Source organism: Stenotrophomonas sp. STEN023 (genome assembly GCF_056760135.1).
This window is the reverse complement of sequence record NZ_JBRREF010000079.1, coordinates 1-21,698: the sequence shown is the minus strand read 5'-3', so window position 1 is coordinate 21,698 and position 21,698 is coordinate 1. Positions and strand designations below refer to the sequence as shown.

Here is a 21,698-nt window from a genome sequence, read left to right as displayed (position 1 = left end):
CCCTGCCGGGCGGGCGGCCCCCCGCTAAGCGGGCGCCGCCTGCAGCACCAACCCCCCCCCAACCTCAAAAATCTAGGGCTGCGCGGCTGACGCCGCTCCTACAAAAGCCTGGCCCCTGTAGTGCCGAGCCATGCTCGGCAGGGGCCTTACGGGCACCCAGTTCCGTTTGTGGGAGCGACATAAGCCGCGAAGCTGGCGATGCTGACGTCACCAACCTGTCCGCCACCTGACAAATCTGTGGCTTCGCGGCTTACGCCGCTCCTACAAAAGCCCGGCCCCTGTAGTGCCGAGCCATGCTCGGCAGGCGCTCTCCCAGCAGCCCTTCCACTGTAGGAGCGGCGTAAGCCGCGAAGCTGGCGATGCTGACGTCACCAATCTGTCCGCCACCTGACAAATCTGTGACTTCGCGGCTTACGCCGCTCCCACAAATTCCCCAAATCCAACAAACACCGGCCTGAAACCCTGCTGGCAAGGTGCTGCCGAGCATGGCTCGGCACTACACCCGCGCGATCAGGCGAAAGCCGCCTCGATCTGCTGCCAGGCACCCTCTTCCACCCGTGCCAGCACGTCCAGCGCGCGCAGGTTCTCTTCCAGCTGCGATACCCGGCTCGCACCCAGGATCACGCTGGATACCTGTGGGTTGCGCAGGCACCAGGCGATCGCCAGCTGCGCCGGCGATTCGCCAAGCTGCGCTGCCAAGGCAGTGAAACGACGCACCTTGCCCAGACGATCATCGGCCGGCTCACCCAGCACCGAGGCCTGCAACCAGCCCAGCGTGGACTGCCCCAGGCGCGAATCCTCGCCGATACCGTCGTTGTACTTGCCGGTCAGCAGGCCGGAGGCCAGCGGCGACCAGATGGTGGTGCCCAAACCGGCATCGGCATACAACGGCGCGTACTCCTGCTCCACGCGCTCGCGGTGCAACAGGTTGTACTGCGGCTGTTCCATGGTCGGCGCATACAGATGGTTGGCGCGGGCAAAGGCCACGGCCTCGGCGATCTGCGCGCCCGACCACTCCGAGGTGCCCCAGTACAACACCTTGCCCTGGCGGATCAGGGTGTCCATTGCCAGCACGGTCTCGCTGATCGGCGTCTCCGCGTCCGGGCGATGACAGTAATACAGGTCCAGATAATCCACCCGCAGGCGCTTGAGCGCGGCGTGGCAGGCATCGGTGACGTGTTTGCGCGAGAGCCCGCGCTGGGTCGGCGCCGGCGCGTCGACCGCACCGAAGAACACCTTGGATGACACGCAGAAGCCGTCGCGCGGCAGCCGCAGGTCGGCGATCACATCGCCCATCACCTCCTCGGCGCGGCCCTTGGCATAGACCTCGGCGTTGTCGAAGAAGTTGACCCCGTTGTCCCAGGCGCAGGCAATCAGGTTGCGCGACTCGTCGCGCCCGATCTGGCTGCCAAAGGTCACCCAGGCACCAAACGACAAGGCGGACAGCTGCAGGCCGGACGACCCGAGACGACGGTATTGCATGGCTGGCTCCAACTAGGGGACGGTGCGCGGAATCCGCGCAGACAGGCGGCAAGTGTAACCCCGGCTGCGCAGCAGACCGCCCTGCGGACCTTGCCGATACCGGCGCAATCCCAGCAAATACCGGCTTATGCCGGAGATATTCTTGCCCGGCATCAGCCGCTGCTCTAGGCTTGCGTCTTTTGCGGGCACGCCCGGGGATTACTCATGTTCGAAGGTTTGGGCAGAATCGGCTTCGGCCTGTTCGGCCTGGCGGTGCTTTTGGGCATCACCTGGCTTTTCTCCAACAACAAGAAAGCCGTTGATTGGAAACTGGTTGCCACCGGCATCTCCCTGCAGATCGCGTTTGCGGCGCTGGTGTTGCTGGTTCCGGGCGGCCGTGACGTGTTCGATTGGCTGGGCAAGGGCTTCGTCAAGATCCTGAGCTTCGTCAATGAAGGCTCGAACTTCATCTTCGGCAGCCTGATGGATGTGCCCAAGTACGGCTTCATCTTCGCCTTCCAGGTACTGCCGACCATCATCTTCTTCTCGGCGCTGATGGGTGTGATGTACCACCTGGGCGTGATGCAGGCCATCGTACGGGTCATGGCTGCGGCCATCACCAAGGTGATGCGCGTGTCCGGCGCGGAAACCACCAGCGTCTGCGCCAGCGTCTTCATCGGCCAGACCGAGGCGCCGCTGACCGTACGCCCGTACATTTCCAAGATGACCCAGTCCGAGCTGATCACCATGATGATCGGCGGCATGGCGCATATCGCTGGCGGCGTGCTGGCCGCTTACGTCGGCATGCTCGGCGGAGGCGATCCGGCCTCGCAGGCCTTCTACGCCAAACATCTGCTGGCCGCCTCGATCATGGCCGCGCCGGCCACGCTGGTGGTCGCCAAGCTGCTGGTGCCGGAAACCGGCACCCCGCTGACCCGCGGCACGGTCAAGATGGAAGTGGAAAAGACCTCCTCCAACATCATCGATGCCGCCGCAGCCGGTGCCGGTGACGGCCTGCGCCTTGCGCTGAACATCGGCGCCATGCTGCTGGCCTTCATCGCCCTGATCGCCCTGCTCAATGCGCCGTTGACCTGGATCGGTGACGTCACCGGCCTGGCCGCCGCCATCGGCAAGCCGACCAATCTGGCCACCATCTTCGGTTACGTGCTGGCTCCGATCGCCTGGGTGATCGGTACGCCGTGGGCTGACGCCACCACCGTGGGTTCGCTGATTGGCCAGAAGGTCGTGATCAACGAATTTGTCGCCTACATGGACCTGTCGGAAATCATCAAGGGCAACGTTCCGGGCACCACCCTGAGTGAAGAAGGCCGCCTGATCGCAACCTACGCCCTGTGCGGCTTCGCCAACTTCAGCTCGATCGCCATCCAGATCGGCGGCATCGGCGGGCTGGCCCCGGACCGTCGCCAGGACCTGGCAAAGTTCGGCCTGCGTGCGGTTCTGGGCGGCACCATTGCCACCTTGATGACCGCCACCATTGCCGGTGTTTTGACCCACTTCGGTTGATTCAATCCAGCTGCACCGGCCCGGCCACTGCAAAGCGACCGGGCCAGATGGCCGAGCCATCGCAGCTGCTGTTTCATCGCCACCTTAGAGACGTAGATTCCATGAGTTCTGTAGTCGTTGCCGGTTCCTTCAATGTCGACCATGTCTGGCGCTGCGATACCCTGCCCGCGCCGGGAGCGACCATCGCTGGCCGTTACAGCACCGGTCCCGGTGGCAAGGGCTTCAACCAGGCCGTCGCCGCCCGCCGCGCCGGTGCCGACACCAGCTTCGTCTGCGCGCTTGGTGCGGATGCTGGCGGCGACCTCGCCCGCCAGCTGGCCAGTGCCGACGGCATCGCACTGGTGGCTGAAGCCACCGCTGAGCCCACCGGTACCGCCGGCATCTACGTCGATGGCCGCGGCCGCAACTCGATCGTGATTGGCGCCGGTGCCAATGCCTCGCTGAGCACCGATTTCATGGCCGCCAATGCCGCCCTGATCAGCAACGCAAAGGTCCTGTTGGCCCAGCTCGAGTCGCCGGTGGAATCGATCGAAGCCGCGCTCAGCGTCGCCCGCGAAGCCGGCGTGCTGACCATGCTCAACGCCGCCCCGGCCAATGCCCCGTCCACCATCAGCCTGCTCAAGCTGGCCGATGTGCTGACCCCGAACGAAACCGAGTTCGCCGCCCTGCTCGGTCGCCATGTCGGTGAACGCATCGAGGCCGATGACGTTGCAACCCTGGACGGTGCCAGCCTGCATGCCCTGTGCCGCAAGCTGTCGGGCAACACCGTGGTGGTGACCCTGGGTGCGGTTGGCGTGTTTGTCTCGCACGACGAAGACAAGTTGCGCAGCGACAGCCAGCCCTACTACCGCGTGGCCGCCGAGTCGGTGCAGGTGGTGGATACCACCGGTGCCGGCGATGCCTTCAACGGCGCCCTCGCCGCCTCGTTGGCCCAGGCCCCGGAAGCTGCGTTCATCAAGCACGTGCGTTTTGCCAACCTGTACGCCGCCCGTTCCACCGAGAACGAAGGCGCCGCCCTGTCGATGCCGCGGATGACGCCGGCCGACGCCTGAGGCCCAGATGTTCCCCCTCCCTTTGCCGCAGGCAAGGGGAGGGTTGGGGAGGGGTTGGCTCTTAAGCCTTCGCACACCCCCAGCTTCGCGGCTCACGCCGCTCCTACAGCCGGGGTTCCAGCCGGCGCCTTACAATACCGCCCATGCAGATCGGCCCCTACACCATTGCACCCAACGTGGTGCTCGCGCCCATGGCCGGCGTTACTGACAAGCCATTCCGCCAGCTGTGCAAACGGCTGGGCGCGGGCTTGGCTGCCTCGGAAATGACCATCAGCGACCCCCGCTTCTGGACCACCCGCAAGTCCATCCATCGCATGGACCATGCTGGTGAACCGGCGCCGATCAGCGTGCAGATCGCCGGCACCGAGCCGCAGCAGCTGGCCGAGGCGGCGCGCTACAACGTCGACCACGGCGCGCAGATCATCGACATCAACATGGGCTGCCCGGCCAAGAAGGTCTGCAATGCCTGGGCCGGCTCGGCGCTGATGCGTGACGAGGCGCTGGTGGCACGCATTCTTGAGTCCGTGGTCAATGCCGTCGATGTACCGGTGACACTGAAGATCCGCACCGGCTGGTGCGCGGAAGTACGCAACGCACCAACCATCGCGCATATCGCCGAAGACAGCGGCATCGCCGCGCTGGCCATCCATGGCCGCACCCGCGACCAGCATTACACCGGCGTGGCCGAGTACGAAACCATCGCCGCGATCAAGGCGATGTTGAAGATCCCGGTGCTGGCCAACGGCGACGTGGATTCACCGCGCAAGGCCGAGCAGGTGCTCAAGCTGACCGGCGCCGATGCAGTGATGGTCGGCCGCGCCGCGCAGGGCAGGCCGTGGATCTTCCGCGAAATCGCGCATTACCTGGCCACTGGCGAGGAACTGCCGCCGCCGTCGGTGGAGGAGGTCCGCGACATCCTGCTCGGCCATCTCAGCGACCTGCACACCTTCTACGGCGAACCGCAGGGCGTGCGTATCGCCCGCAAACACCTGGGCTGGTATGCAAAGGATCGCCCGGAGAATGGCGCCTTCCGCGCAGTGGTCAACGCTGCCGAGACTGCCGACGCGCAAATCCAACTGACCCGCGATTATTTCGATGCGCTGGTAGCCGGCGAAACGGCGTACGCACTGTAGAGCCGAGCCATGCTCGGCTGGGGCGTAACCGGCGATCTGTCAGATTGTGCAGAAAGCCCCTCCTGTAGAGCCGAGCCATGCTCGGCTGGGGCGTTGCATGCGATCTTTCAGATCGTGCATGAAGCCTCCGCCGAGCATGGCTCGGCACGACAGGACACAAAAAAACCCACCAGCGGGTGCTGGTGGGCCGGTTCGACTGTCAGCGGCGCGCGGGGGAGAGAACCGCGCCACTGCAATTCAGCCGAAATCCTTGATCAGGCAAATACCTTGAAGCGCGCCTCGTCTTCCATGAAGGCCTTCTCACCGAACGGGGCTTCATTCGAGCCGAACGGCATCTGCGCACGCAGCTGCCAATTGCCGTGCACGCCCCAGTGCTTGCGCACCACCTCGTCCACCAACGGGTTGTAATGCTGCAGGCTGGCACCGACGCCAGCGTCAGCCAGCGCAGTCCACACCGCGAACTGGGCCATGCCGTTGGACTGTTCAGCCCATACCGGGAAATTGTCGGCGTACAGCGCGAATTGTTCCTGCAGGCCCTTCACCACGTCGGTGTCGACGAAGTACAACACCGTGCCCGCGCCGGCAGCGAAGCTGTTGATCTTGCCTTCGGTGGCCGCAAATGCCTCGGCGGGCACGATCTTGCGCAGCTCTTCCTTGGTCAGTTCCCAGAACTTCTGGCTGTGGTCGCCAAACAGGATCAGCGCGCGCGAGGACTGGGCGTTGAAGGCCGACGGCGCCTGGCGCATGGCCTGCTTGATCAACTGGGTGGTGTCGTCCTGGCTGATCGGCAGCTGCTTGCCGAGGGCGTACTGGGACCGGCGCTTCTTGTACAGGGAGATGACTTGGCTGTTCATGATCGTTTCCTTCAGGGGAAGCAGCCCGGCAACACCGCCGGTCTTTGCTTGATGGCGCCCATTGTATTTGCCACCAAATTCGGAACAATTACTTAAATTCCAATAATTCGTTTCATTTTTAGAACAAATGCCCGATCGGCTTCATAGCCACCACTACAGCCTGGCCAAGCTCTCACCAATGCCTCATTCCAGATCGGCCATTTCTCACAACCAACAGCTATAAGCAGCCCGTGCCCGCAAACCCGCGCCCCAACGGCATTGCTGCCGGCACCGCAATGCTGGGTTCCCATTGCGCATGCGCCGCGGTAACACCGGCTGGTGATACTGGGCGGATCACTGCACGACGCTGTTTTCATGACTCTCAACGACTTCCCCTACCTGCATGGCTTCTCGGCAAACGAGCAGGAGCGGCTGCGCAAGCAGGCACGCCTGTTCGAACCGGCAATCTTCCATGACATCGATTTCCGCAACTCCCGCCACATCCTCGAAGTAGGCAGCGGCGTCGGCGCGCAGAGCGAGATCCTGCTGCGCCGCTTCCCCGAGCTGCGGGTCACCGGCATCGACCTCAACGAACGCCAGCTGGCTGCCGCCAACGCGCATCTGGCGCAGATGCCGTGGCTGCAGGAGCGCATCGAGTTCCAGCGCGCCAATGCCACCGACCTGCCGTTCGAACCGCGCAGCTTCGATGGCGCCTTCCTGTGCTGGGTGTTGGAGCACGTGCCCTCGCCTGCGCGTGCGCTGGCCGAAGTCCGGCGGGTGCTGAGCCCTGGCTCACCGGTATTCGTCACCGAGGTGATGAATGCCTCGTTCCTGCTCGATCCCTACTCGCCCAACCTGTGGCGTTATTGGATGGCGTTCAACGATTTCCAGATCGACAGCGGTGGCGACCCGTTTGTCGGTGCCAAGCTCGGCAACCTGCTGCTGGCCGGTGGTTTCCGCGATGTGCAGACGCAGACCAAGACCGTGCACCTGGACAATCGCGAACCCGCACGGCGCAAGGTGATGTTCGCGCTGTGGGAAGAGCTGCTGCTGTCAGCCGCCGAGCAGTTGCTGGAAGCCGGCAAGGTCGATCAGGCCACGGTGGACGGCATGCGCGCCGAGTTCACCCAGGTGCAGAACGACCCCAACGCGGTGTTCTTCTATTCCTTCGTGCAGGCCCGCGCCACCGTCTACTGAGTTGCAGCGGCGCCGCTTGCCACCGGCGCCCGCCAGATGCGCTGCCACATCTGTGCCAGGCGCTGTTTCAGCACGTCACGGTTGCCAGCCTGCCGATACGCAGGCTGCACCTGCCGTGGCGGCATCGCCTGCCATTGGCCATCGCGCTCGTTGGCAACGGCAAAGTTGAAGTTGTACTCCGGCTCCAGGCCCATGCGCAGATCACTGAGCACCAGCTCGCCATCGACCACCTGTGCACGCATGAAGCCGTGGTTGAACCAGTTCAGGCGTTGCACCGCCGGCACCGCGGCGGCCTGCCGCATTGCCTGCACATTCGACGGATAGCCGTCGAACTGCATCGGCCCATGATCGGCCCATAGCGAACGATCACCGACCACATAGCCCTGCGGCGTCATCGCCACCACCCGCCACAGCAAGGTATTGAACGGCATCGGCACCGAGAAGCGCGGCGCATCGGCCAGGCCCATGCTCGCCAACGACTGCGCGGCGACGCGGTCCACCTGCGCCTTGGCGATCAGGGACCAACCCAGATAGCCCGTGCTCAACACCAGTCCGGCCACCAGTGCGCGTTGCGCCAACGGCCGTGCGCGCGCGAACCAGGCAATGGCGCAGGCGATCAGCAGCCAGATCGTATACAGCGGATCGATGATGAAGACGCTGGACCACATCGTCGGTGGCGGCGTCAGCGGCCACCACAACTGCGTGCCGTAAACGGTGAAAGCGTCCAGCAGCGGATGCGTGACCAGGGCCAGCACCATCGCCCACCACCAGCGCGCTGGCGCAGCTGCAACCCGGCCATGCCCAAAGCGCTTGTACAACCACCAGATCAGCGTGCCCAGCAAGGGCAGCACGAACAGCGAATGGCTGAAGCTACGGTGCACCGTCATCAGGCTCACCGGGTTATCGGTGAATGCCATGATCGCCAAACCGTCCAGATCCGGCAGCGTGGCCAGGGCGGCACCGGCAAGCAAGGCTGCGCGGCGGTGCGCGGCGGGGGCGATGGCGGCAGCGATGGCGCCGCCGAGAACGATCTGACTGATGGAATCCATGCGCCGATGCTACCAGCCAACGCTGCGCTCAACGCTGCTGCCGGCCATGCAGTCGCCACAGCATCAGGCCGCCGTACAGCAGCGCCAGCAACAGCAGGTTGAGCAGCTCGGCACCGATCTCAGGCAGGCGCGCGCCCAACTGCTGGGTGCGAACGATGGCATTGATGCCAGCGGTGGTCGGCAACAGCTTGGCCAGCGCTACCAGGACGGGCGGTGAGGCGATGGCCGGCCACGACAGGTTGGACAGGAAGAACAGCGGGATCGACACCGCAGTGACGTACTGGAAGGCGCGCTCGCGGGTATCGAAGAAGCTGGCGATGAACATCCCGAACGGCACCGTCGCCAGCGCGAACAACAGCACCGCCAACAGCAGCCCGGGGATGTTGCCCGCACGCGGATAATCCTGCGCCCAGGCAGTGAAGCCGACGTAGTACAACAGTCCGCAAACCGCCACCAGACCGAACGCCAACGCCATGCCGGACAAGGTCGGCAGATCGAACCGCAGGCGGCGGCCGAGCTGCGCGCGACGACTGCCCAGCAGCACACCGATGCCCAGCAGCAGGGTCTGGTGCACGATCAGCTCCGAGACGCCCGGCACCACGCTGCTGCCATAACCTTCGCGGGTGTTGTGCAGCGGACGCTGCACCAGTTGCAGCGGTGGGGGCTGCGGCGCACCCATGAACGCTGCCTGCCGCACCGCCTGCCTGCCTCCAAAACCGGTGATGCCTTCGGCCAGCCCATTGAGGATGGCACTGGCACGGCTCAGGTAAGCGCCATTGCCCAACAGCACCAGCTGGCCGCTGCCGCCGCGCAGGATGTCGCGCTCCAGCCGCGGCGGGATCAGCACGATGCCATCCACTTCGCCATGCAACAGCTGCTGCTTGGCCTGGCCAAGATCCGCCGGCTGGCTGACCACCTGCACCGCACGCAATGCATCCACGTGGCGGATCAGGTCGCGGCTGGTCGCACTATGGTCTTCATCCACCACCGCGATCGGCAGCTCACTGGCCACTTGGTGGCGATACGCCGCCGGGTAGAAGAACGAGTACAACAGCACGGCCCCTATCATCACCGCGCGCGCCGCCGGGTCGGCGAACATCGCCTGCAAGGTGCGGCGGAAGCTGGCCACGATACCGCTCATGCGCGCGCCTGCTGGCGCGCCGCACGCAGCAGCAGGCCTGCGCCAAGCCCGCCGGCCAGCAGCGTCATCAACAGCAATACTGCCAACGGGCGCAGCGATACCTGCCATGGCGCACCCATGAACAACTGCTGCATCTGCACCTGTACATAGGCGGTGAGCGGCAGCAGCGCATTCCAGATGCGGGTGAACAAGGGCGCCTGGATCACCGGGAAGGTCGCACCGGAAAACGCCAGCGCGGTACCAATCGTCAGCCCCACCGCCGACAAGCCGGTACACATGTCGCGGGTCAGCGCGATGAACAGCAGTGCGAAACTGCAGCTGGCCAGATAGAACAAGGGCTGCACCAGCAGCATCAGCGCCATGCTGCCCGCCACCCCATCGCCACGCACATAGGCCACGTACATCACACCCAGTGCGCCATACAGCGAGAACAGCGCGACATACGGGAATAATTTTCCGGCCATCGCCGCCCACGGCTGCTGTCGCAGCCAGCCAGCAAGCAGCCCATCGCGCTGTTCGCGGCCAAACGCTGCGCCAGCCGCAAGCGCGGCCAGCAACGACAGCATGGCCGGGAAGATCAGCGGCAACAGGAACAGTTCATAGCTGCGCGCCGGGTTGTACAGCACGGTCGCCTGCACCGTCACCGGTGCGCCACGCAGCTTCGCTGGGCCGACCTGCAGTGCCATCTGTTCCTTGAGCATGCGTGCGTTATAGGCACTCACCGCATCGGCGATATCGCGCCCTGCCGATTGCCCGGTGGCCATGTAAGTGGCGTTGTAGAAGGCATACAGCGGTGCCGCTTCGCCGCGCAGCGCGCGCCGGCTCATATCGCGTGGCAGCAGCACGATGGCGAATACCTCCAGCGCGCGCAGCTGCGCCTGCGCTTCCTGCAGGGTCGTCGGCGCGCTCGCCACCCGTACGCCGGCACTGTCATCCAATGCGCGGGCCAGGCCACGACTGGTCGGGCTGTGGTCCAGGTCAACCAGGGCGATCGGCACCTCCCGCAGCACCGAGCCGGAGAAAAGCCACATCATCGCGCCCATCAACAGCAGCGGCAGCACCGTCACCAGCGCCAGCTCCCAGCGGTCGCTGCGCCAGTGCTGCAGCTCACGCCGCAGCGACGCGGCGAAAGCCTTGCCTGCTGTCAGCCCTGCGGCCATGCAAACAACACGCTCATGCCTGGCCGGAACCCTTCGATCGGCTGCGGCGGCCGTGCCCGCACTTCGAAGCTGCGCACGTCATAGCCGGACGACTGGCGCGTGCTGCGCCAGGTGGCGTAGTCACCGGCCGGGCTGATGAAGTAGACCTCGAACGTGGCGCTGCGCCCTTGCAGTGCCGGAATCGTGCCCTGCAGGCGGGCGCCGGGCTTGAGCCCGTTCATCTGGTCCTCGCGCAGGTTCAATGCCACCCACATGTGATCGATGTCGACCAGGCTGAAGACCGGATAGCCTGCCGGCACCAGCTCGCCGATATCGGCCATGCGCTTGCCAACCTCGGCGGCCAGCGGCGCCCTGCCCTGGGTTTCCTGGCGGGCTGCATCGACCTCGGCCTTGGCGCCCTCGGCTTGCCGAACCTGCGCCAACGCCGCGTCCTTGTCCTGCTCGCGGGCACCAGCCAGGGCAAGGTCGTACTGCGCGCGCGCCGCGCGGGTCAGTTCATTGGAGCTACGCGCCTGCGCTTGCGCCTCGTCGCGCTTCTGCCGGCTTACCACGCCCTCGGCGTAAAGATTGTCGAGCCTGCGGAAGGTACTGGTCGCCAGTTCAGCACCGGCCTGGGCGCGCTTCCAGTTGGCTTCGGCGGCACGGATATCCTCGCTGCGTGCGCCCTCCTCGGCCTTGGATGCCATCGCCGCAGCCGCAGCCACCACCGCGTCAGCCTGGCGCTCCTTGGCGGCGACCTCCGGGCTGTCGAGATCGAACAGCACCTGCCCGGCGGTGACCCGGTCGCCCTCACGCACATGCAACTGCTGCAGGCGCGCGGTGACCTTGGCGGCGACGTTGACGTTATCGGCATCGGCCATGCCCTGCACCTGGTCCGGCGGGCTGCGCAGGCCCAGCCACAGGCCGACCGCCACCAGCACCAGCAGCACCACGCCGGCAATCAGGAACACGCGGCGTTGCCGCGGACTGGTCTCCACCTGCAGCGAATCGCTCATTCCAGCACCTTGTCCGCGCGTTGGCGGTAGTCGTCAAAACGTTGCAGCTGTCCGCTCACTTCCAGCAGCTGCGCCAGCGCCACGTCGAATTGATAGGCGGCCTGTGCACGCTCCACCTGTGCACCGCCCAGGCCGAGCCGCGCGTCGATCACATCCAGCGAGGTGGACTGGCCTTCGCGGAACGAGAGCTCCTGCAGGCGCAGGTTTTCCTGCGCCTGGGCAATGCTGCTGTCGAGCAGCTGGAACTGCACGCGGGCGGTCTCCAGTTCGTTCCAGGCCTTGCCGACGCCGAGCTGCAGCTGGTTCTCCACTTCGCTCAGCCCCGACTGCGCCTGCTCCAGCTGCGCGCGCGCCGCGCTGACCTGCAAGGGCCGCGCCGTTGGCGACAGGAAGGTATAGCGCAGGCCGATGCCGAACGCCCAGTCGGCATCGGTCAGCAGCGCATCGCGGCGGCGCAGGTCGTACTGGCCAAACAGATAGATCTGCGGCTTGAGCTTGGCCTGCTGCGCACGCACGCCCTGTTCGGCCTGCGCGGTCAGCGCACGCAAGCGGCCAACCTGTGGATGCCGCTGCTGGGCGCTGCGCTCGAAATCCTCGCGCGCACCAACCGGGCGATTGATCACGAACAGCGGCGAGGTAGTGGCAACCGCACCGCCGCTACGCAGCAAGGTGGCCAGGGCCTGTTGCAGGGTGGACAGATCGTTGACTGCCTTCTGGTACTCGCGTTCGGCCTTGTCGCGGGCGACATTGGCCTGCAGACGCTGCGCCTTGGTGGCGAAGCCCTCGCGTTCGAGCTTCTGCGCGTCCTCAAGATGCCGCTGCAGGCCATCGCGCACATCGCGACGCACCTGCACTGCCTGCTCGGCCAACTGCTGGCCGAAGTAGGCCTGCACCAACTGCAGCGACAACGACTGCCGCTGCAGTTCGCGATCGGCCTGGGCCAACTCGCTGGCAGCTTGTGCAGCCCCTTGCGCAGCCGGGATCAAGCCACCGCTGTACAGAGGCACGCTGGCAGTGACGATTGGTCGGGTGCGCCAGTCACGCTCGCCGAACTCCAACGGCGACTCGATGCCGAAGGCTTCGGCCACCGGCGCCAACGAACCCAATGGCAGGTTCAAGGTTTTCTGGAACTGCATGCGGCGCACGTCGGCGGTGATTTCCGGCAAGCGCAGATAGCGGCTGGCATCCTGCAGATCCAGCTTGTTGCGTACCCCGGCATCGGCGGCGGCCAACGCATCGGATACCTGCTCCAGGCGCTGCCGGGCCTGTTCGTAGCTCAACGCAGGCACCGTCTCCGCCGCCACGGTCGCTGGCGCCAACAACATCCACAGCACACACAACCCTGTCGCTACCGATGTTGGCTGCTTGCCTGCCACCCCGATACTCCCTGCTCGTCGGCTGGACCCAGCATAGCCGCCCAGAGGGTGAGGAAGAAGTCAGCCGGGCAATCAGGCCGCCTGTGCCAGTCGCAGGCTTCCCGGCAGGCAGACGATGCTGTGGCCTGAATGATCGAGCAGGCGCAGGCTGCCATCCGGGTCCTCGGCCAGTGCAGTCAGGCTTTCCACCCAGTCGCCGTCGTTGGCGTAGACCAGGCCATCGCGCTCGACCAGCGCCGCGCGATGGATGTGGCCGCAGATGATGCCGTCCAGTCCACGCCGACGTACGTCGGCCAGCCCGGCCTGCACGAAGCGCTCGATATAGCGCTCGGCCGCACCACTCTGCCGCTTGAGGAACTCCGACAACGACCAATAGCGCAGGCCAAACCGACGCCGCGCGGCGTTGAGCAGGCGGTTGCCGGTGAGGATGCGGTAGTACAGCCAGTCACCGAAGCGTTCCTGCAACCCACCAAAATGGGTGGCGCCATCGTAGTCATCACCATGTACCACCAATAGGCGTCGGCCATCGGCGGTGGTGTGAATCGCCCGCCGGCGGACCTGCATGGCCGGCACCATCAGGCCACAGGTGCGGCGCAGCGGAGCATCGTGATTGCCGGGGATGTAGATGATCTCGGTGCCGGCACGACGCAGCGCATGCAGCGCTTCAATCACTTCGTTGTGTGCCTGCTGCCAGGTCGCACGCTTATGGGAAAGCCACCACAGATCAACGATATCGCCGACCAGATACAGACGTTCGCAACGCAGGCCGGTGAGGAAGCGCGCCAGTTCCGCCGCGTGGCAATGGCGCGCGCCCAGATGCGTGTCGGAGATGAACACTGCGCGCCGGTGTGGCGGCAGCAGCGGCACCGCACTCATGCCGTTGCTCCGGCATCGCGCAGATAGCGTTTGCGTTTGTGCGGGCGGATGGCCTGCAGGTCCACCTCGATCAGGCCGTCGATGGAATCGCTGAAATCCGGATCCACACCGAACGCGAGGAAGCGCGCGCCACCGGGTTCGCACAGATCGGTGTACTGCCGGTACAAGGTAGGCACGCTGGTGCCCAGCGTCGCCAGATTGGCCTTGAGCACATCAAACGCCGCCTGCGTGTCCAGCTCACCGAAACTCGGCGGCGCGGCGAAGTACTGGAAGGGCCGATTCGACTCGGCCAGGCTGCGGCCGGCACCGTAGTACTGCTGGTAGTACGCCACCAGCTGCTCGCGCGCCTCGCGTGGCAGCGCGGCGCTGATCGACACCGCGCCAAACAGATAGCGCACGCCTGGCTGGCTGGCGAGGTAGGCGCCGATGCCCTGCCACAGGTAATCCAGGCTGCGGCTGCCCCAGTAGTCCGGCACCACGAAGCTGCGGCCCAGCTCCATGCCCTCGGCGATGCGCGGGATGGCATCGTCGGAGTAGCGGAACAGGCTGGCGGTATACAGGCCCTGCAGGCCACTGCGTGCCAAGGCCGGTGCGCCGCGCATCACCCGGTAGGCGCCGGCGATGCGCTGGGCAGGCGCATCCCAGACCACGATGTGCTGGTAGAGCGGGTCGAAATCGTCCAGATCGCGGCTGCGGCCGGTGCCCTCGCCCACTTCGCGGAAGGTCAGCTCACGCAGCCGGCCCAGCTCCAGCAGCAAGGGGGAGTTGGCAGCACATTGGGCCAGGCGGATCTGCTTGCCGTCGCTGGTCTGGCCGAGCAACCCGGCGGCGTCGATTGCGGCGGCGACATCGGCAGCGGCAACCGGCTCGGCCAAGGGCTGCGGGCCGTTCTCGCGCAGTTCGGCGCCCTGCTGCTCCTTGCCCAGTGCGTACAGCGCGTCGCGCACCGCCTGCAGCTGCAGTGCCGGATCCTGTTGCGCATCCAGCCGCATCAGCTGGCCGATCTGCAGGCGCAGCGGTCGTTTGCGGCGGGCGAACATCTCCCGCGCCAGCAAGGCGGTGCCGGCCGGCTTGAACAGCGCCGAGGCGCCGTAGAACAGCGCTGAATTTCGTGCCTGCACCCGTACCGGCAGCACCGGCGTGTCGCAGGCGCGGGCGAAGCGGACGAAACCGCGGTTCCAGCGGCCGTCGCGGATACCCTGCAGCGACAGCCGCGAGACCTCGCCGGCCGGGAACACGATCACGCACTGCTCGGCCTGCAACGCCTGCTCCACCGCCTGCAGGCTGGCCCGCTGGGCGCGGCCACCGAGGATGCGCACCGGCAGCAGCAGTTCATGCAGCGGCTCCAGCTCCAGCAGCATGTCGTTGGCGATGATGCGTACGTCGCTGCGGACCCGCCCCACCGCATCCAGCAGCGCCAGTGCGTCCAGCGCCCCGGACGGGTGATTGGCGACGATCAGCAGGCGCCCGCTGGCCGGTATCCGCGCCAGCGCCGCCGCATCCACCGCATAACCCGCGTCCAGGAAGCCCAGCGCAGCGCTGACGAAGGCGAAACCCTGCAGGCCGGCGCTGCGCTGCAGGAAGGCATCCAACTGGTCGAAACGTGACCAGCGCCCCACTGTACGCAGCAGCGGCCGGGCCAGGTGGCGGCGCGGGCCGTGGAACCAATCGGGATAGCGTTGCTGCAGGCGCTGCGCGATCTGTTGCATGGCAAGGTCTCCTTGTCGGCCCATTGGCCGGGAGCCTGCGCCCGCCACAAGGCAGGCCGGTTGCGGTTTTGCGGCAATCCGGTGACCGCGCCTTAACCGGATGGCAACAGTGATAGCGGCACTATTCCGTCACCCGGCCAACCGTGTATCATCCGCGACCATCTTTCCATCCGAATCAAGGGATATATAGCCCGATGTCCAGCTACCTGTTCACCTCCGAATCGGTCTCCGAAGGCCATCCGGACAAGATTGCCGACCAGATCTCCGATGCGGTGCTGGACGCGATCCTGGCCCAGGACAAGCGCGCCCGCGTGGCCTGCGAGACCCTGGTCAAGACCGGTGCGGCGATTGTCGCCGGCGAAGTGACCACCTCGGCGTGGGTCGATATCGAAGAACTGACCCGCAACGTCATCAACGAGATCGGCTACAACAACTCCGATGTCGGCTTCGACGGCCACACCTGCGCCATCATCAACATGCTGGGCAAGCAGTCGCCCGACATTGCTGCCGGCGTTGACGGCACCAACAAGAAAGCCAAGAAGCCGGAAGAGCAAGGCGCTGGTGACCAGGGCCTGATGTTCGGCTATGCCTGCAACGAAGCCCCGGAATACATGCCGGCACCGATCTACTACTCGCACCGTCTGGTCGAGCAGCAGGCCAAGATCCGCAAGAAGAAGAACTCGCCGTTGCCGTGGCTGCGCCCGGACGCCAAGAGCCAGGTGACCCTGCGTTACGGCCAGGACGGCAAGATCGAAGGTCTTGACGCGGTTGTGCTGTCGACCCAGCACGATCCGAGCGTGAAGCAGAAGGACCTGGTCGAGGCCGTGCGCGAGCACATCCTCAAGCCGGTGCTGCCGAAGGCATGGCTGGACAAGCTGCCGAAGAACAAGGTGCACATCAACCCGACCGGTATCTTCGTGATCGGCGGCCCGGTGGGCGATTGCGGCCTGACCGGTCGCAAGATCATCGTCGACACCTACGGCGGCATGGCCCGTCACGGTGGTGGCGCGTTCTCCGGCAAGGACCCGTCCAAGGTTGACCGTTCGGCTGCTTACGCTGCCCGTTACGTCGCCAAGAACGTGGTTGCCGCTGGCCTGGCCGACAAGTGCGAAGTGCAGGTCTCCTACGCCATCGGCGTGGCCGAGCCGACCTCGATCTCGGTCACCACCTTCGGCACCGGCAAGATTCCGGACGCACAGATCGAGAAGCTGATCCGCGCCCACTTCGACCTGCGCCCGTACGGCATCATCAAGATGCTGGACCTGATCCACCCGATGTACCAGCAGACCGCTGCCTACGGCCACTTCGGCCGCAAGCCGAAGGAATTCTCGTACGTCGACGGCGACGGCAAGACCCAGAACGCGACTGCGTTCTCCTGGGAGAACACCGACCGTGCCGAAGCCCTGCGCAAGGCTGCCAAGCTGAAGTATTTTCACCTGCTGGTTAACGCTCACCCGGGCCGGCCCGCCCACGGGGCCCGTCTGCTTTTCGTACACCAGTGCTTGCCAAGTACCGATACGTCTGCACACGATAAGCGCCGCATACACAGGGAGGGTTGGCATGTTTTCAGCACTTTTCGGCAATCTGTTCAAGGACAAACCCGACCAGGACCGGTTTGCCCGCAAGTTCATGGACGCGGTGCGCAGCAATGGCTACCCGCATGAACTGGAATACGAAGCAGACACCTTCCGCATCCGCCATGCCAATGGCTCCTATTTCAACCTGCACAACGCCTACCACGCCTACATGGGCGCTCCGCGCGGACAACAGCGCAAGGCATTGCAGTCCTTCAGCAGCTTGCTTGGCATCCACGACAACGATGCCGCGATGAGCTGGGAGCAGACCCGGCCCATGCTGCGTCCCTTGATCCGCAGCATCACCCAGCTTGAGGAAATCAGCCTGCACCATGCCGAGCAGGATGGCTGGGACGCGCCGCCGATGCAGCTGCAGTATCGGCGCCTGAGCGAGGAGTGCGTGGAGCTGCTGGCGGTGGACCATCCGGACCACACCGCCACCCTTACCCGCGGCCCGGAAGCGGCTTGGGGTATCGACTTCGAGCAGGCCTTGAGCATCGCTCGCAGCAATCTGCGGGAAAGCCCTGATGAGCCCTTCGTCGAGGTCCTGCCCGGCGTCTATCAGGCAGCATGGGGTGATGCCTATGACAGCAGCCGCGCGCTGCTGCCCGACCTGTTGCATCGGGTGCCGGTCGCTGGGCTGCCGGTTTTCATGTTGGCTACCCGTGACGTCTTGCTGGTCGCCGGCGAAGGCGACCTGCAGGGGCAGGCGCAGATGCTGGAGCTGGCCGCCAACGCATTTGCCGATGGCCGCGTGATCTCCTGGGAAGTGCTGCGCTACGACGACGGCCAGCTGCATGCCCACGTACTGGCGGATGCAGCCCTGCGCGAGCGGCAGCGGCAACTGCGGATTGAGCTCAACGCCGACGCCTATGCGCTGCAGAAGCAGCTGCTGGAGCGCGTGCACCAGAAGCATGAAGAAGACGTATTTGTCGCCAGTTTCATGGTCCACAACGAAGACCGGGTTTCGCTGTGCGCCTGGACTGATGGGGTGGCGAGCTCACTTCCACGCACCGACCGATTGGTTCTGGTGATGCCTGTGGATGGCGGAGAAGCCGAGACCCTGATGGTTGATTGGGAGCAGGCGCAACCGATCCTCGGCCACCTGCTGCGTGAAGACACCCGGCACATCCACCCGCCGCGTTATCTCACGCTTGGTTTCCCCGATGCGGAGACGCGCGCGCGACTGCAGGCGATCTGAGCTGGTTTCCTGCGCGGATAGCGTTTGCACAAAGAAGGCTGCCTGCAAGGGCAGCTTCTTTTTTGGCTTTTTGCTTTTGCTTTAGCCCTTCTCCCGCCTGCGGGAGAAGGGTTGGGATGAGGGCAGCTTTGGCTTTGGCGTTGGCTCTGGCGCTGGCGTTGGCTCTCGATCCAGCAAAGACAATAGCCAAAGCCCCCAAAAGCCCCCTCATCCGCCCTCCGGGCACCTTCTCCCGCAGGCGGGAGAAGGGACAGCACAGCAACAGCCAAAGCGACCGCAACAGCCAAAGCCAAAGCCAAAGCAGAAGCTTGGCCCCGGGCAGCGCTCAAAGCCCTCCCACAAACCCACCCAAACAGCCTCGCACCCTCCTCCCTGTTCTCCACAACGACCAATGCACTACCATCGGCCCATGGGAAAGGAAGACCGTAGACCAATTGCCGCCCGTTCCACCGGCTGGGCTCGTGCCCTCAGCGCCGCGTTGGCACGCTCCTCAATCACACCGAACCAGATTTCGGTACTCAGCATCTTCTTCGCCGCAGGCGGCGCCGCTGCGCTGCTGTACTGGCCAGGCATACCAGGGCTGATCGCCTGCGCCGTCGGTATCCAGCTGCGCCTGATCTGCAACCTGCTCGACGGCATGGTGGCGATGGAAGGCGGCAAGCAGACACCCACCGGCGCGCTCTACAACGAATACCCCGACCGCATCGCCGACTCGCTGCTGATCGTCGCGCTCGGCTATGCCGCCGGCATGCCTTGGCTGGGTTGGCTCGGTGCATTGCTGGCCGCACTCACCGCTTACGTGCGCCTGTCCGGTGCCAGTCTCGGCCTGGCCCAGGACTTCCGTGGCCCGATGGCCAAACAACACCGCATGTTCGTACTCACTGCAGCCTGCGTGCTGGCCATCATCGAGCAGCTCACCACACACACGTATTACCTGCTCCCAGCCGCTGCCATCATCATTGCTGCCGGCTCGCTGCTGACCTGCATCACCCGCACCCGCGCCATCGCCGCGCAACTCAAGGCAGGCAGCTGATGCTCTCAAGCCTGCTGGTCGCCGCCGTCAAGGTTTTCATTGGCGCCTACCCGCGCTGGGCTGGCAGCCGCCCCAACGACACCCAACGCATTTACTTCGCCAACCACGCCAGCCATCTGGATACGGTGGCGTTGTGGTCAGCACTGCCGCCAGCGCTGCGCGAACACACCCGCCCGGTCGCCGCGCGCGACTACTGGAGCAAGGGCGTGCGCAAGATCATCGCCGACAAGGGCTTCAATGCGGTGCTGATCGAACGTGACCGCAGCAAGTGCGAAGGCGATCCGCTGCAGCCCTTGCATGACGCGCTGGATGCAGGTGATTCGCTGATCCTGTTCCCGGAAGGCACCCGCAACCACGAGCCCCTGCCGCAGCCGTTCAAAGCCGGCCTGTTCCATCTGGCGCAGCAGTACCCGCACGTGGAACTGGTGCCGGTGTATCTGGACAATGCGCGTCGCGCGCTGCCCAAGGGCAGCATGGTGCCGGTGCCGCTGGTGTGCACGGCACGCTTCGGCGCACCGCTCAGCCGCATTGCCGATGAGGACAAGGCGCAGTTCCTGGAACGCGCGCGCAACGCAGTGGTGGAGCTGGCATGAACAACGTATTCCTGCAATTGCCGCTAGGCAGCTTCCTGCAGCAGGCCATCGACCGCGCGCCACCGAGCTTCTGGTGGATGATCGGCGGCGTGTTTGCCGTGCTGATCCTCGCCAGCTCGATCGGCTTCATCCTTGGCCGGATCAAACCCGGCTCGGTGGTCGACAACCTCAACGCGCGCATCCGTGCGTGGTGGGTGATGGCCGCCGTGCTGCTGTTCTGCTTCGTGCTAGGCAAGATCGCCACGCTGGTGTTCTTTGGCCTGCTGTCGTTCTTCGCACTGCGTGAATTCATCTCGTTGACGCCGACGCGTCGTGGCGATCACCTTGCGCTATGCCTGTGCTTCTACATCGCCATTCCGCTGCAGTACTGGCTGATCGGCATCGACTGGTACGGCCTGTTCGTCATGTGCATCCCGGTATACGGTTTCCTCGCCCTGCCAGCGGTATCGGCACTGTCTGGCGACACCGAGAACTTCCTGGAGCGCAACACCAAGATCCAGTGGGGCGTGATGCTCACTGTGTTCTGCCTCAGCCACGCGCCGGCACTGATGCTGCTGCGCATCCCCGGCTACGAAGGGCAGAACCTGATGTTGCTGTTCTACCTGCTGCTGGTGGTACAGCTCAGCGATGTGCTGCAGTACGTGTTCGGCAAGCTGTTCGGCAAACACCTGCTTGCGCCCTTGGTGAGCCCGTCGAAGACGGTGGAAGGTCTGGTCGGTGGCGGTCTCGCTGCGACTGCTGTTGGTGCCGCACTGTACTGGATCACCCCGTTCTCCCCCCTGCAGTCGGCAGCACTGTCGCTGCTGATCGTGATCTGTGGCTTCCTTGGCGGATTGGCCTTGTCGGCGGTGAAGCGCAGCCTCGGTGCCAAGGACTGGGGCGAGATGATCGAAGGTCACGGCGGCATCCTGGACCGGCTGGATTCGGTGGTGTTCTCGGCGCCGGTGTTCTTCCATGTGGTGCGCTACAACTTCCAGTAAGCCCCCTGTAGTGCCGAGCCATGCTCGGCAGGGGCGTTCCCGGTAGAGCCTCTGCCGAGCATAGCTCGGCACTACAGGTGAGGCTCCTGCCGAGCATGGCTCGGCGCTACGGTGTAGCCTGCTCTTCCCGCAATTGCAGTAACCGCCATGAGCGAACACAAAGCCCACCAGCTGTCGATGACCGTCCTGATGTCGCCGGAGATGGCCAACTTCTCCGGCAAGGTCCACGGCGGCGCCATCCTGCGCCTGCTCGACCAGGTCGCCTATGCCTGCGCCAGCCGCTATGCAGGCAACTACGTGGTGACGCTGTCGGTGGACCAGGTGACCTTCCGCCAGCCGATTGCCGTCGGCGAGCTCGTCACCTTCCTGGCTTCGGTCAACTACACCGGCAACTCGTCGATGGAAGTCGGCATCAAGGTCGTTGCCGAAGACATCCGCAAGGGCGCGGTGCGCCACGCCAACAGCTGCTTCTTCACCATGGTGGCAGTGGACGACGATGGCCGGCCGACCCCGGTGCCAACGCTGCAGCCGGAGAACAGCGACGAGAAGCGCCGCTTCGCCGCCGCGCAGATTCGTCGCCAGCTGCGCCAGGAGATGGAGCAGCGGCACCTGGAACTGCTGCAGAGCAATCCGTCGGGTGAAGCCGATTTGTCGGTGCCCCGATTGTAGGAGCGGCGTAAGCCGCGAAGCTGGCCGAGCCCGGTAGTGGGGGGGGGGGGGGGGGGGGGGGGGGGGGGGGGGGGGGGGGGGGGGGGGGGCGGGGGGGGCGGGGGGGGGGGGGGGGGGGGGGGGGGGGGGGGGGCGGCGGCCG

General features: G+C 65.3%; 18 protein-coding genes and 1 pseudogene. 10 read left to right on the top strand and 9 right to left on the bottom strand.

Translation table 11 applies throughout. The annotated features are described in order from the left end of the window. Positions 1–510 precede the first annotated feature (510 nt). Positions 511–1,482, bottom strand: coding sequence for a potassium channel beta subunit family protein (locus ACVOLV_RS17995; RefSeq protein WP_481555550.1), 972 nt, complete (start codon positions 1,480–1,482; stop codon positions 511–513). Positions 1,483–1,686: 204 nt separating this feature from the next. Between ACVOLV_RS17995 and ACVOLV_RS17990 the strand changes: the two genes are divergently transcribed. The 3 genes from ACVOLV_RS17990 to dusB all read left to right on the top strand — a co-directional run bounded on the left by ACVOLV_RS17990 (position 1,687) and on the right by dusB (position 5,170). Beyond that, positions 1,687–2,985 carry a NupC/NupG family nucleoside CNT transporter gene (locus tag ACVOLV_RS17990; protein WP_481555549.1) on the top strand — a complete coding sequence of 433 codons (1,299 nt, stop codon included), beginning with the start codon at positions 1,687–1,689 and terminating at the stop codon, positions 2,983–2,985. A 101-nt stretch (positions 2,986–3,086) separates the two neighbouring features. Then, a complete protein-coding gene (locus ACVOLV_RS17985; RefSeq protein ID WP_481555548.1) occupies positions 3,087–4,037 on the top strand; it encodes a ribokinase in 951 nt (316 codons plus the stop codon). Positions 4,038–4,180: 143 nt separating this feature from the next. Further along, complete coding sequence (gene dusB, locus ACVOLV_RS17980) at positions 4,181–5,170, top strand: tRNA dihydrouridine synthase DusB (protein ID WP_481555547.1); 990 nt, start codon at positions 4,181–4,183, stop codon at positions 5,168–5,170. A gap of 254 nt (positions 5,171–5,424) precedes the next feature. On the opposite strand, the gene ACVOLV_RS17975 is transcribed toward dusB, so the two are convergent. Then, entirely contained in the window at positions 5,425–6,024 is a 600-nt protein-coding gene (locus ACVOLV_RS17975) for a nitroreductase family protein (RefSeq protein WP_481555546.1), read from the bottom strand. Positions 6,025–6,378: 354 nt separating this feature from the next. On the opposite strand from ACVOLV_RS17975, the gene ACVOLV_RS17970 reads away from it, so the two are divergent. Continuing rightward, complete coding sequence (locus tag ACVOLV_RS17970; RefSeq protein ID WP_481555545.1) at positions 6,379–7,200, top strand: methyltransferase domain-containing protein; 822 nt, start codon at positions 6,379–6,381, stop codon at positions 7,198–7,200. Here the strand turns inward: ACVOLV_RS17970 and ACVOLV_RS17965 are convergent. From ACVOLV_RS17965 to olsF, 7 genes are all read right to left on the bottom strand, one after another. Then, the gene (locus ACVOLV_RS17965; RefSeq protein ID WP_481555544.1) at positions 7,194–8,249 is read right to left on the bottom strand and encodes a metal-dependent hydrolase; all 1,056 of its coding nucleotides are present in this window, start codon (positions 8,247–8,249) and stop codon (positions 7,194–7,196) included. The genes ACVOLV_RS17970 and ACVOLV_RS17965 overlap by 7 nt on opposite strands. Positions 8,250–8,277: 28 nt before the next feature. Beyond that, complete coding sequence (locus ACVOLV_RS17960) at positions 8,278–9,390, bottom strand: ABC transporter permease (RefSeq protein ID WP_481555543.1); 1,113 nt, start codon at positions 9,388–9,390, stop codon at positions 8,278–8,280. Continuing rightward, positions 9,387–10,550: an ABC transporter permease gene (locus ACVOLV_RS17955; RefSeq protein WP_481555542.1), complete on the bottom strand. Its 1,164-nt coding sequence runs from the start codon at positions 10,548–10,550 to the stop codon at positions 9,387–9,389. Before ACVOLV_RS17955 ends, ACVOLV_RS17960 begins: the two co-directional genes overlap by 4 nt. After that, a complete protein-coding gene (locus ACVOLV_RS17950; protein ID WP_481555541.1) occupies positions 10,535–11,545 on the bottom strand; it encodes an HlyD family secretion protein in 1,011 nt (336 codons plus the stop codon). The genes ACVOLV_RS17955 and ACVOLV_RS17950 overlap by 16 nt, the downstream gene beginning before the upstream one ends. Continuing rightward, on the bottom strand, positions 11,542–12,870 hold the full coding sequence (locus ACVOLV_RS17945) for a TolC family protein (RefSeq protein WP_481555552.1): 1,329 nt from the start codon (positions 12,868–12,870) through the stop codon (positions 11,542–11,544). The genes ACVOLV_RS17950 and ACVOLV_RS17945 overlap by 4 nt, the downstream gene beginning before the upstream one ends. A 123-nt stretch (positions 12,871–12,993) precedes the next feature. Next, on the bottom strand, positions 12,994–13,797 hold the full coding sequence (locus ACVOLV_RS17940; RefSeq protein WP_481555540.1) for a UDP-2,3-diacylglucosamine diphosphatase: 804 nt from the start codon (positions 13,795–13,797) through the stop codon (positions 12,994–12,996). Continuing rightward, positions 13,794–15,506, bottom strand: coding sequence for a bifunctional ornithine lipid synthase OlsF (olsF, locus tag ACVOLV_RS17935; protein WP_481555539.1), 1,713 nt, complete (start codon positions 15,504–15,506; stop codon positions 13,794–13,796). Before olsF ends, ACVOLV_RS17940 begins: the two co-directional genes overlap by 4 nt. 194 nt (positions 15,507–15,700) lie before the next feature. Between olsF and metK the strand changes: the two are divergent. The 6 genes and pseudogenes from metK to ACVOLV_RS17905 form a co-directional block, all read left to right on the top strand. Further along, positions 15,701–16,933 (top strand): annotated as a pseudogene (metK, locus tag ACVOLV_RS17930) (methionine adenosyltransferase); the annotation flags it as partial. Between the two features lie 133 nt (positions 16,934–17,066). Beyond that, positions 17,067–18,281, top strand: coding sequence for a DUF1444 domain-containing protein (locus tag ACVOLV_RS17925; RefSeq protein WP_481555538.1), 1,215 nt, complete (start codon positions 17,067–17,069; stop codon positions 18,279–18,281). Between the two features lie 409 nt (positions 18,282–18,690). Continuing rightward, positions 18,691–19,314: a CDP-alcohol phosphatidyltransferase family protein gene (locus ACVOLV_RS17920; RefSeq protein WP_481555537.1), complete on the top strand. Its 624-nt coding sequence runs from the start codon at positions 18,691–18,693 to the stop codon at positions 19,312–19,314. Beyond that, positions 19,314–19,907: a lysophospholipid acyltransferase family protein gene (locus ACVOLV_RS17915; RefSeq protein ID WP_481555536.1), complete on the top strand. Its 594-nt coding sequence runs from the start codon at positions 19,314–19,316 to the stop codon at positions 19,905–19,907. Before ACVOLV_RS17920 ends, ACVOLV_RS17915 begins: the two co-directional genes overlap by 1 nt. A 77-nt stretch (positions 19,908–19,984) precedes the next feature. Then, a complete protein-coding gene (locus tag ACVOLV_RS17910; protein ID WP_481555551.1) occupies positions 19,985–20,887 on the top strand; it encodes a phosphatidate cytidylyltransferase in 903 nt (300 codons plus the stop codon). A 147-nt stretch (positions 20,888–21,034) separates the two neighbouring features. Beyond that, the gene (locus ACVOLV_RS17905; RefSeq protein WP_481555535.1) at positions 21,035–21,556 is read left to right on the top strand and encodes an acyl-CoA thioesterase; all 522 of its coding nucleotides are present in this window, start codon (positions 21,035–21,037) and stop codon (positions 21,554–21,556) included. The last annotated feature ends 142 nt before the right edge of the window (positions 21,557–21,698 follow it).

Excerpts from the sequence above, each read along its gene's own strand:
- dusB (WP_481555547.1), top strand. The coding sequence starts at position 4,181 with ATGCAGATCGGCCCCTACACCATTGCACCCAACGTGGTGCTCGCGCCC.
- ACVOLV_RS17925 (WP_481555538.1), top strand. The coding sequence starts at position 17,067 with ATGTTTTCAGCACTTTTCGGCAATCTGTTCAAGGACAAACCCGACCAG.
- ACVOLV_RS17965 (WP_481555544.1), bottom strand. The coding sequence starts at position 8,249 with ATGGATTCCATCAGTCAGATCGTTCTCGGCGGCGCCATCGCTGCCGCC.
- ACVOLV_RS17910 (WP_481555551.1), top strand. The coding sequence starts at position 19,985 with ATGATCGGCGGCGTGTTTGCCGTGCTGATCCTCGCCAGCTCGATCGGC.
- ACVOLV_RS17940 (WP_481555540.1), bottom strand. The coding sequence starts at position 13,797 with ATGAGTGCGGTGCCGCTGCTGCCGCCACACCGGCGCGCAGTGTTCATC.
- ACVOLV_RS17985 (WP_481555548.1), top strand. The coding sequence starts at position 3,087 with ATGAGTTCTGTAGTCGTTGCCGGTTCCTTCAATGTCGACCATGTCTGG.
- ACVOLV_RS17970 (WP_481555545.1), top strand. The coding sequence starts at position 6,379 with ATGACTCTCAACGACTTCCCCTACCTGCATGGCTTCTCGGCAAACGAG.
- ACVOLV_RS17950 (WP_481555541.1), bottom strand. The coding sequence starts at position 11,545 with ATGAGCGATTCGCTGCAGGTGGAGACCAGTCCGCGGCAACGCCGCGTG.
- ACVOLV_RS17920 (WP_481555537.1), top strand. The coding sequence starts at position 18,691 with ATGGGAAAGGAAGACCGTAGACCAATTGCCGCCCGTTCCACCGGCTGG.
- ACVOLV_RS17915 (WP_481555536.1), top strand. The coding sequence starts at position 19,314 with ATGCTCTCAAGCCTGCTGGTCGCCGCCGTCAAGGTTTTCATTGGCGCC.
- ACVOLV_RS17945 (WP_481555552.1), bottom strand. The coding sequence starts at position 12,870 with ATGTTGTTGGCGCCAGCGACCGTGGCGGCGGAGACGGTGCCTGCGTTG.
- ACVOLV_RS17990 (WP_481555549.1), top strand. The coding sequence starts at position 1,687 with ATGTTCGAAGGTTTGGGCAGAATCGGCTTCGGCCTGTTCGGCCTGGCG.
- ACVOLV_RS17975 (WP_481555546.1), bottom strand. The coding sequence starts at position 6,024 with ATGAACAGCCAAGTCATCTCCCTGTACAAGAAGCGCCGGTCCCAGTAC.
- ACVOLV_RS17960 (WP_481555543.1), bottom strand. The coding sequence starts at position 9,390 with ATGAGCGGTATCGTGGCCAGCTTCCGCCGCACCTTGCAGGCGATGTTC.
- olsF (WP_481555539.1), bottom strand. The coding sequence starts at position 15,506 with ATGCAACAGATCGCGCAGCGCCTGCAGCAACGCTATCCCGATTGGTTC.
- ACVOLV_RS17955 (WP_481555542.1), bottom strand. The coding sequence starts at position 10,550 with ATGGCCGCAGGGCTGACAGCAGGCAAGGCTTTCGCCGCGTCGCTGCGG.
- ACVOLV_RS17995 (WP_481555550.1), bottom strand. The coding sequence starts at position 1,482 with ATGCAATACCGTCGTCTCGGGTCGTCCGGCCTGCAGCTGTCCGCCTTG.
- ACVOLV_RS17905 (WP_481555535.1), top strand. The coding sequence starts at position 21,035 with ATGAGCGAACACAAAGCCCACCAGCTGTCGATGACCGTCCTGATGTCG.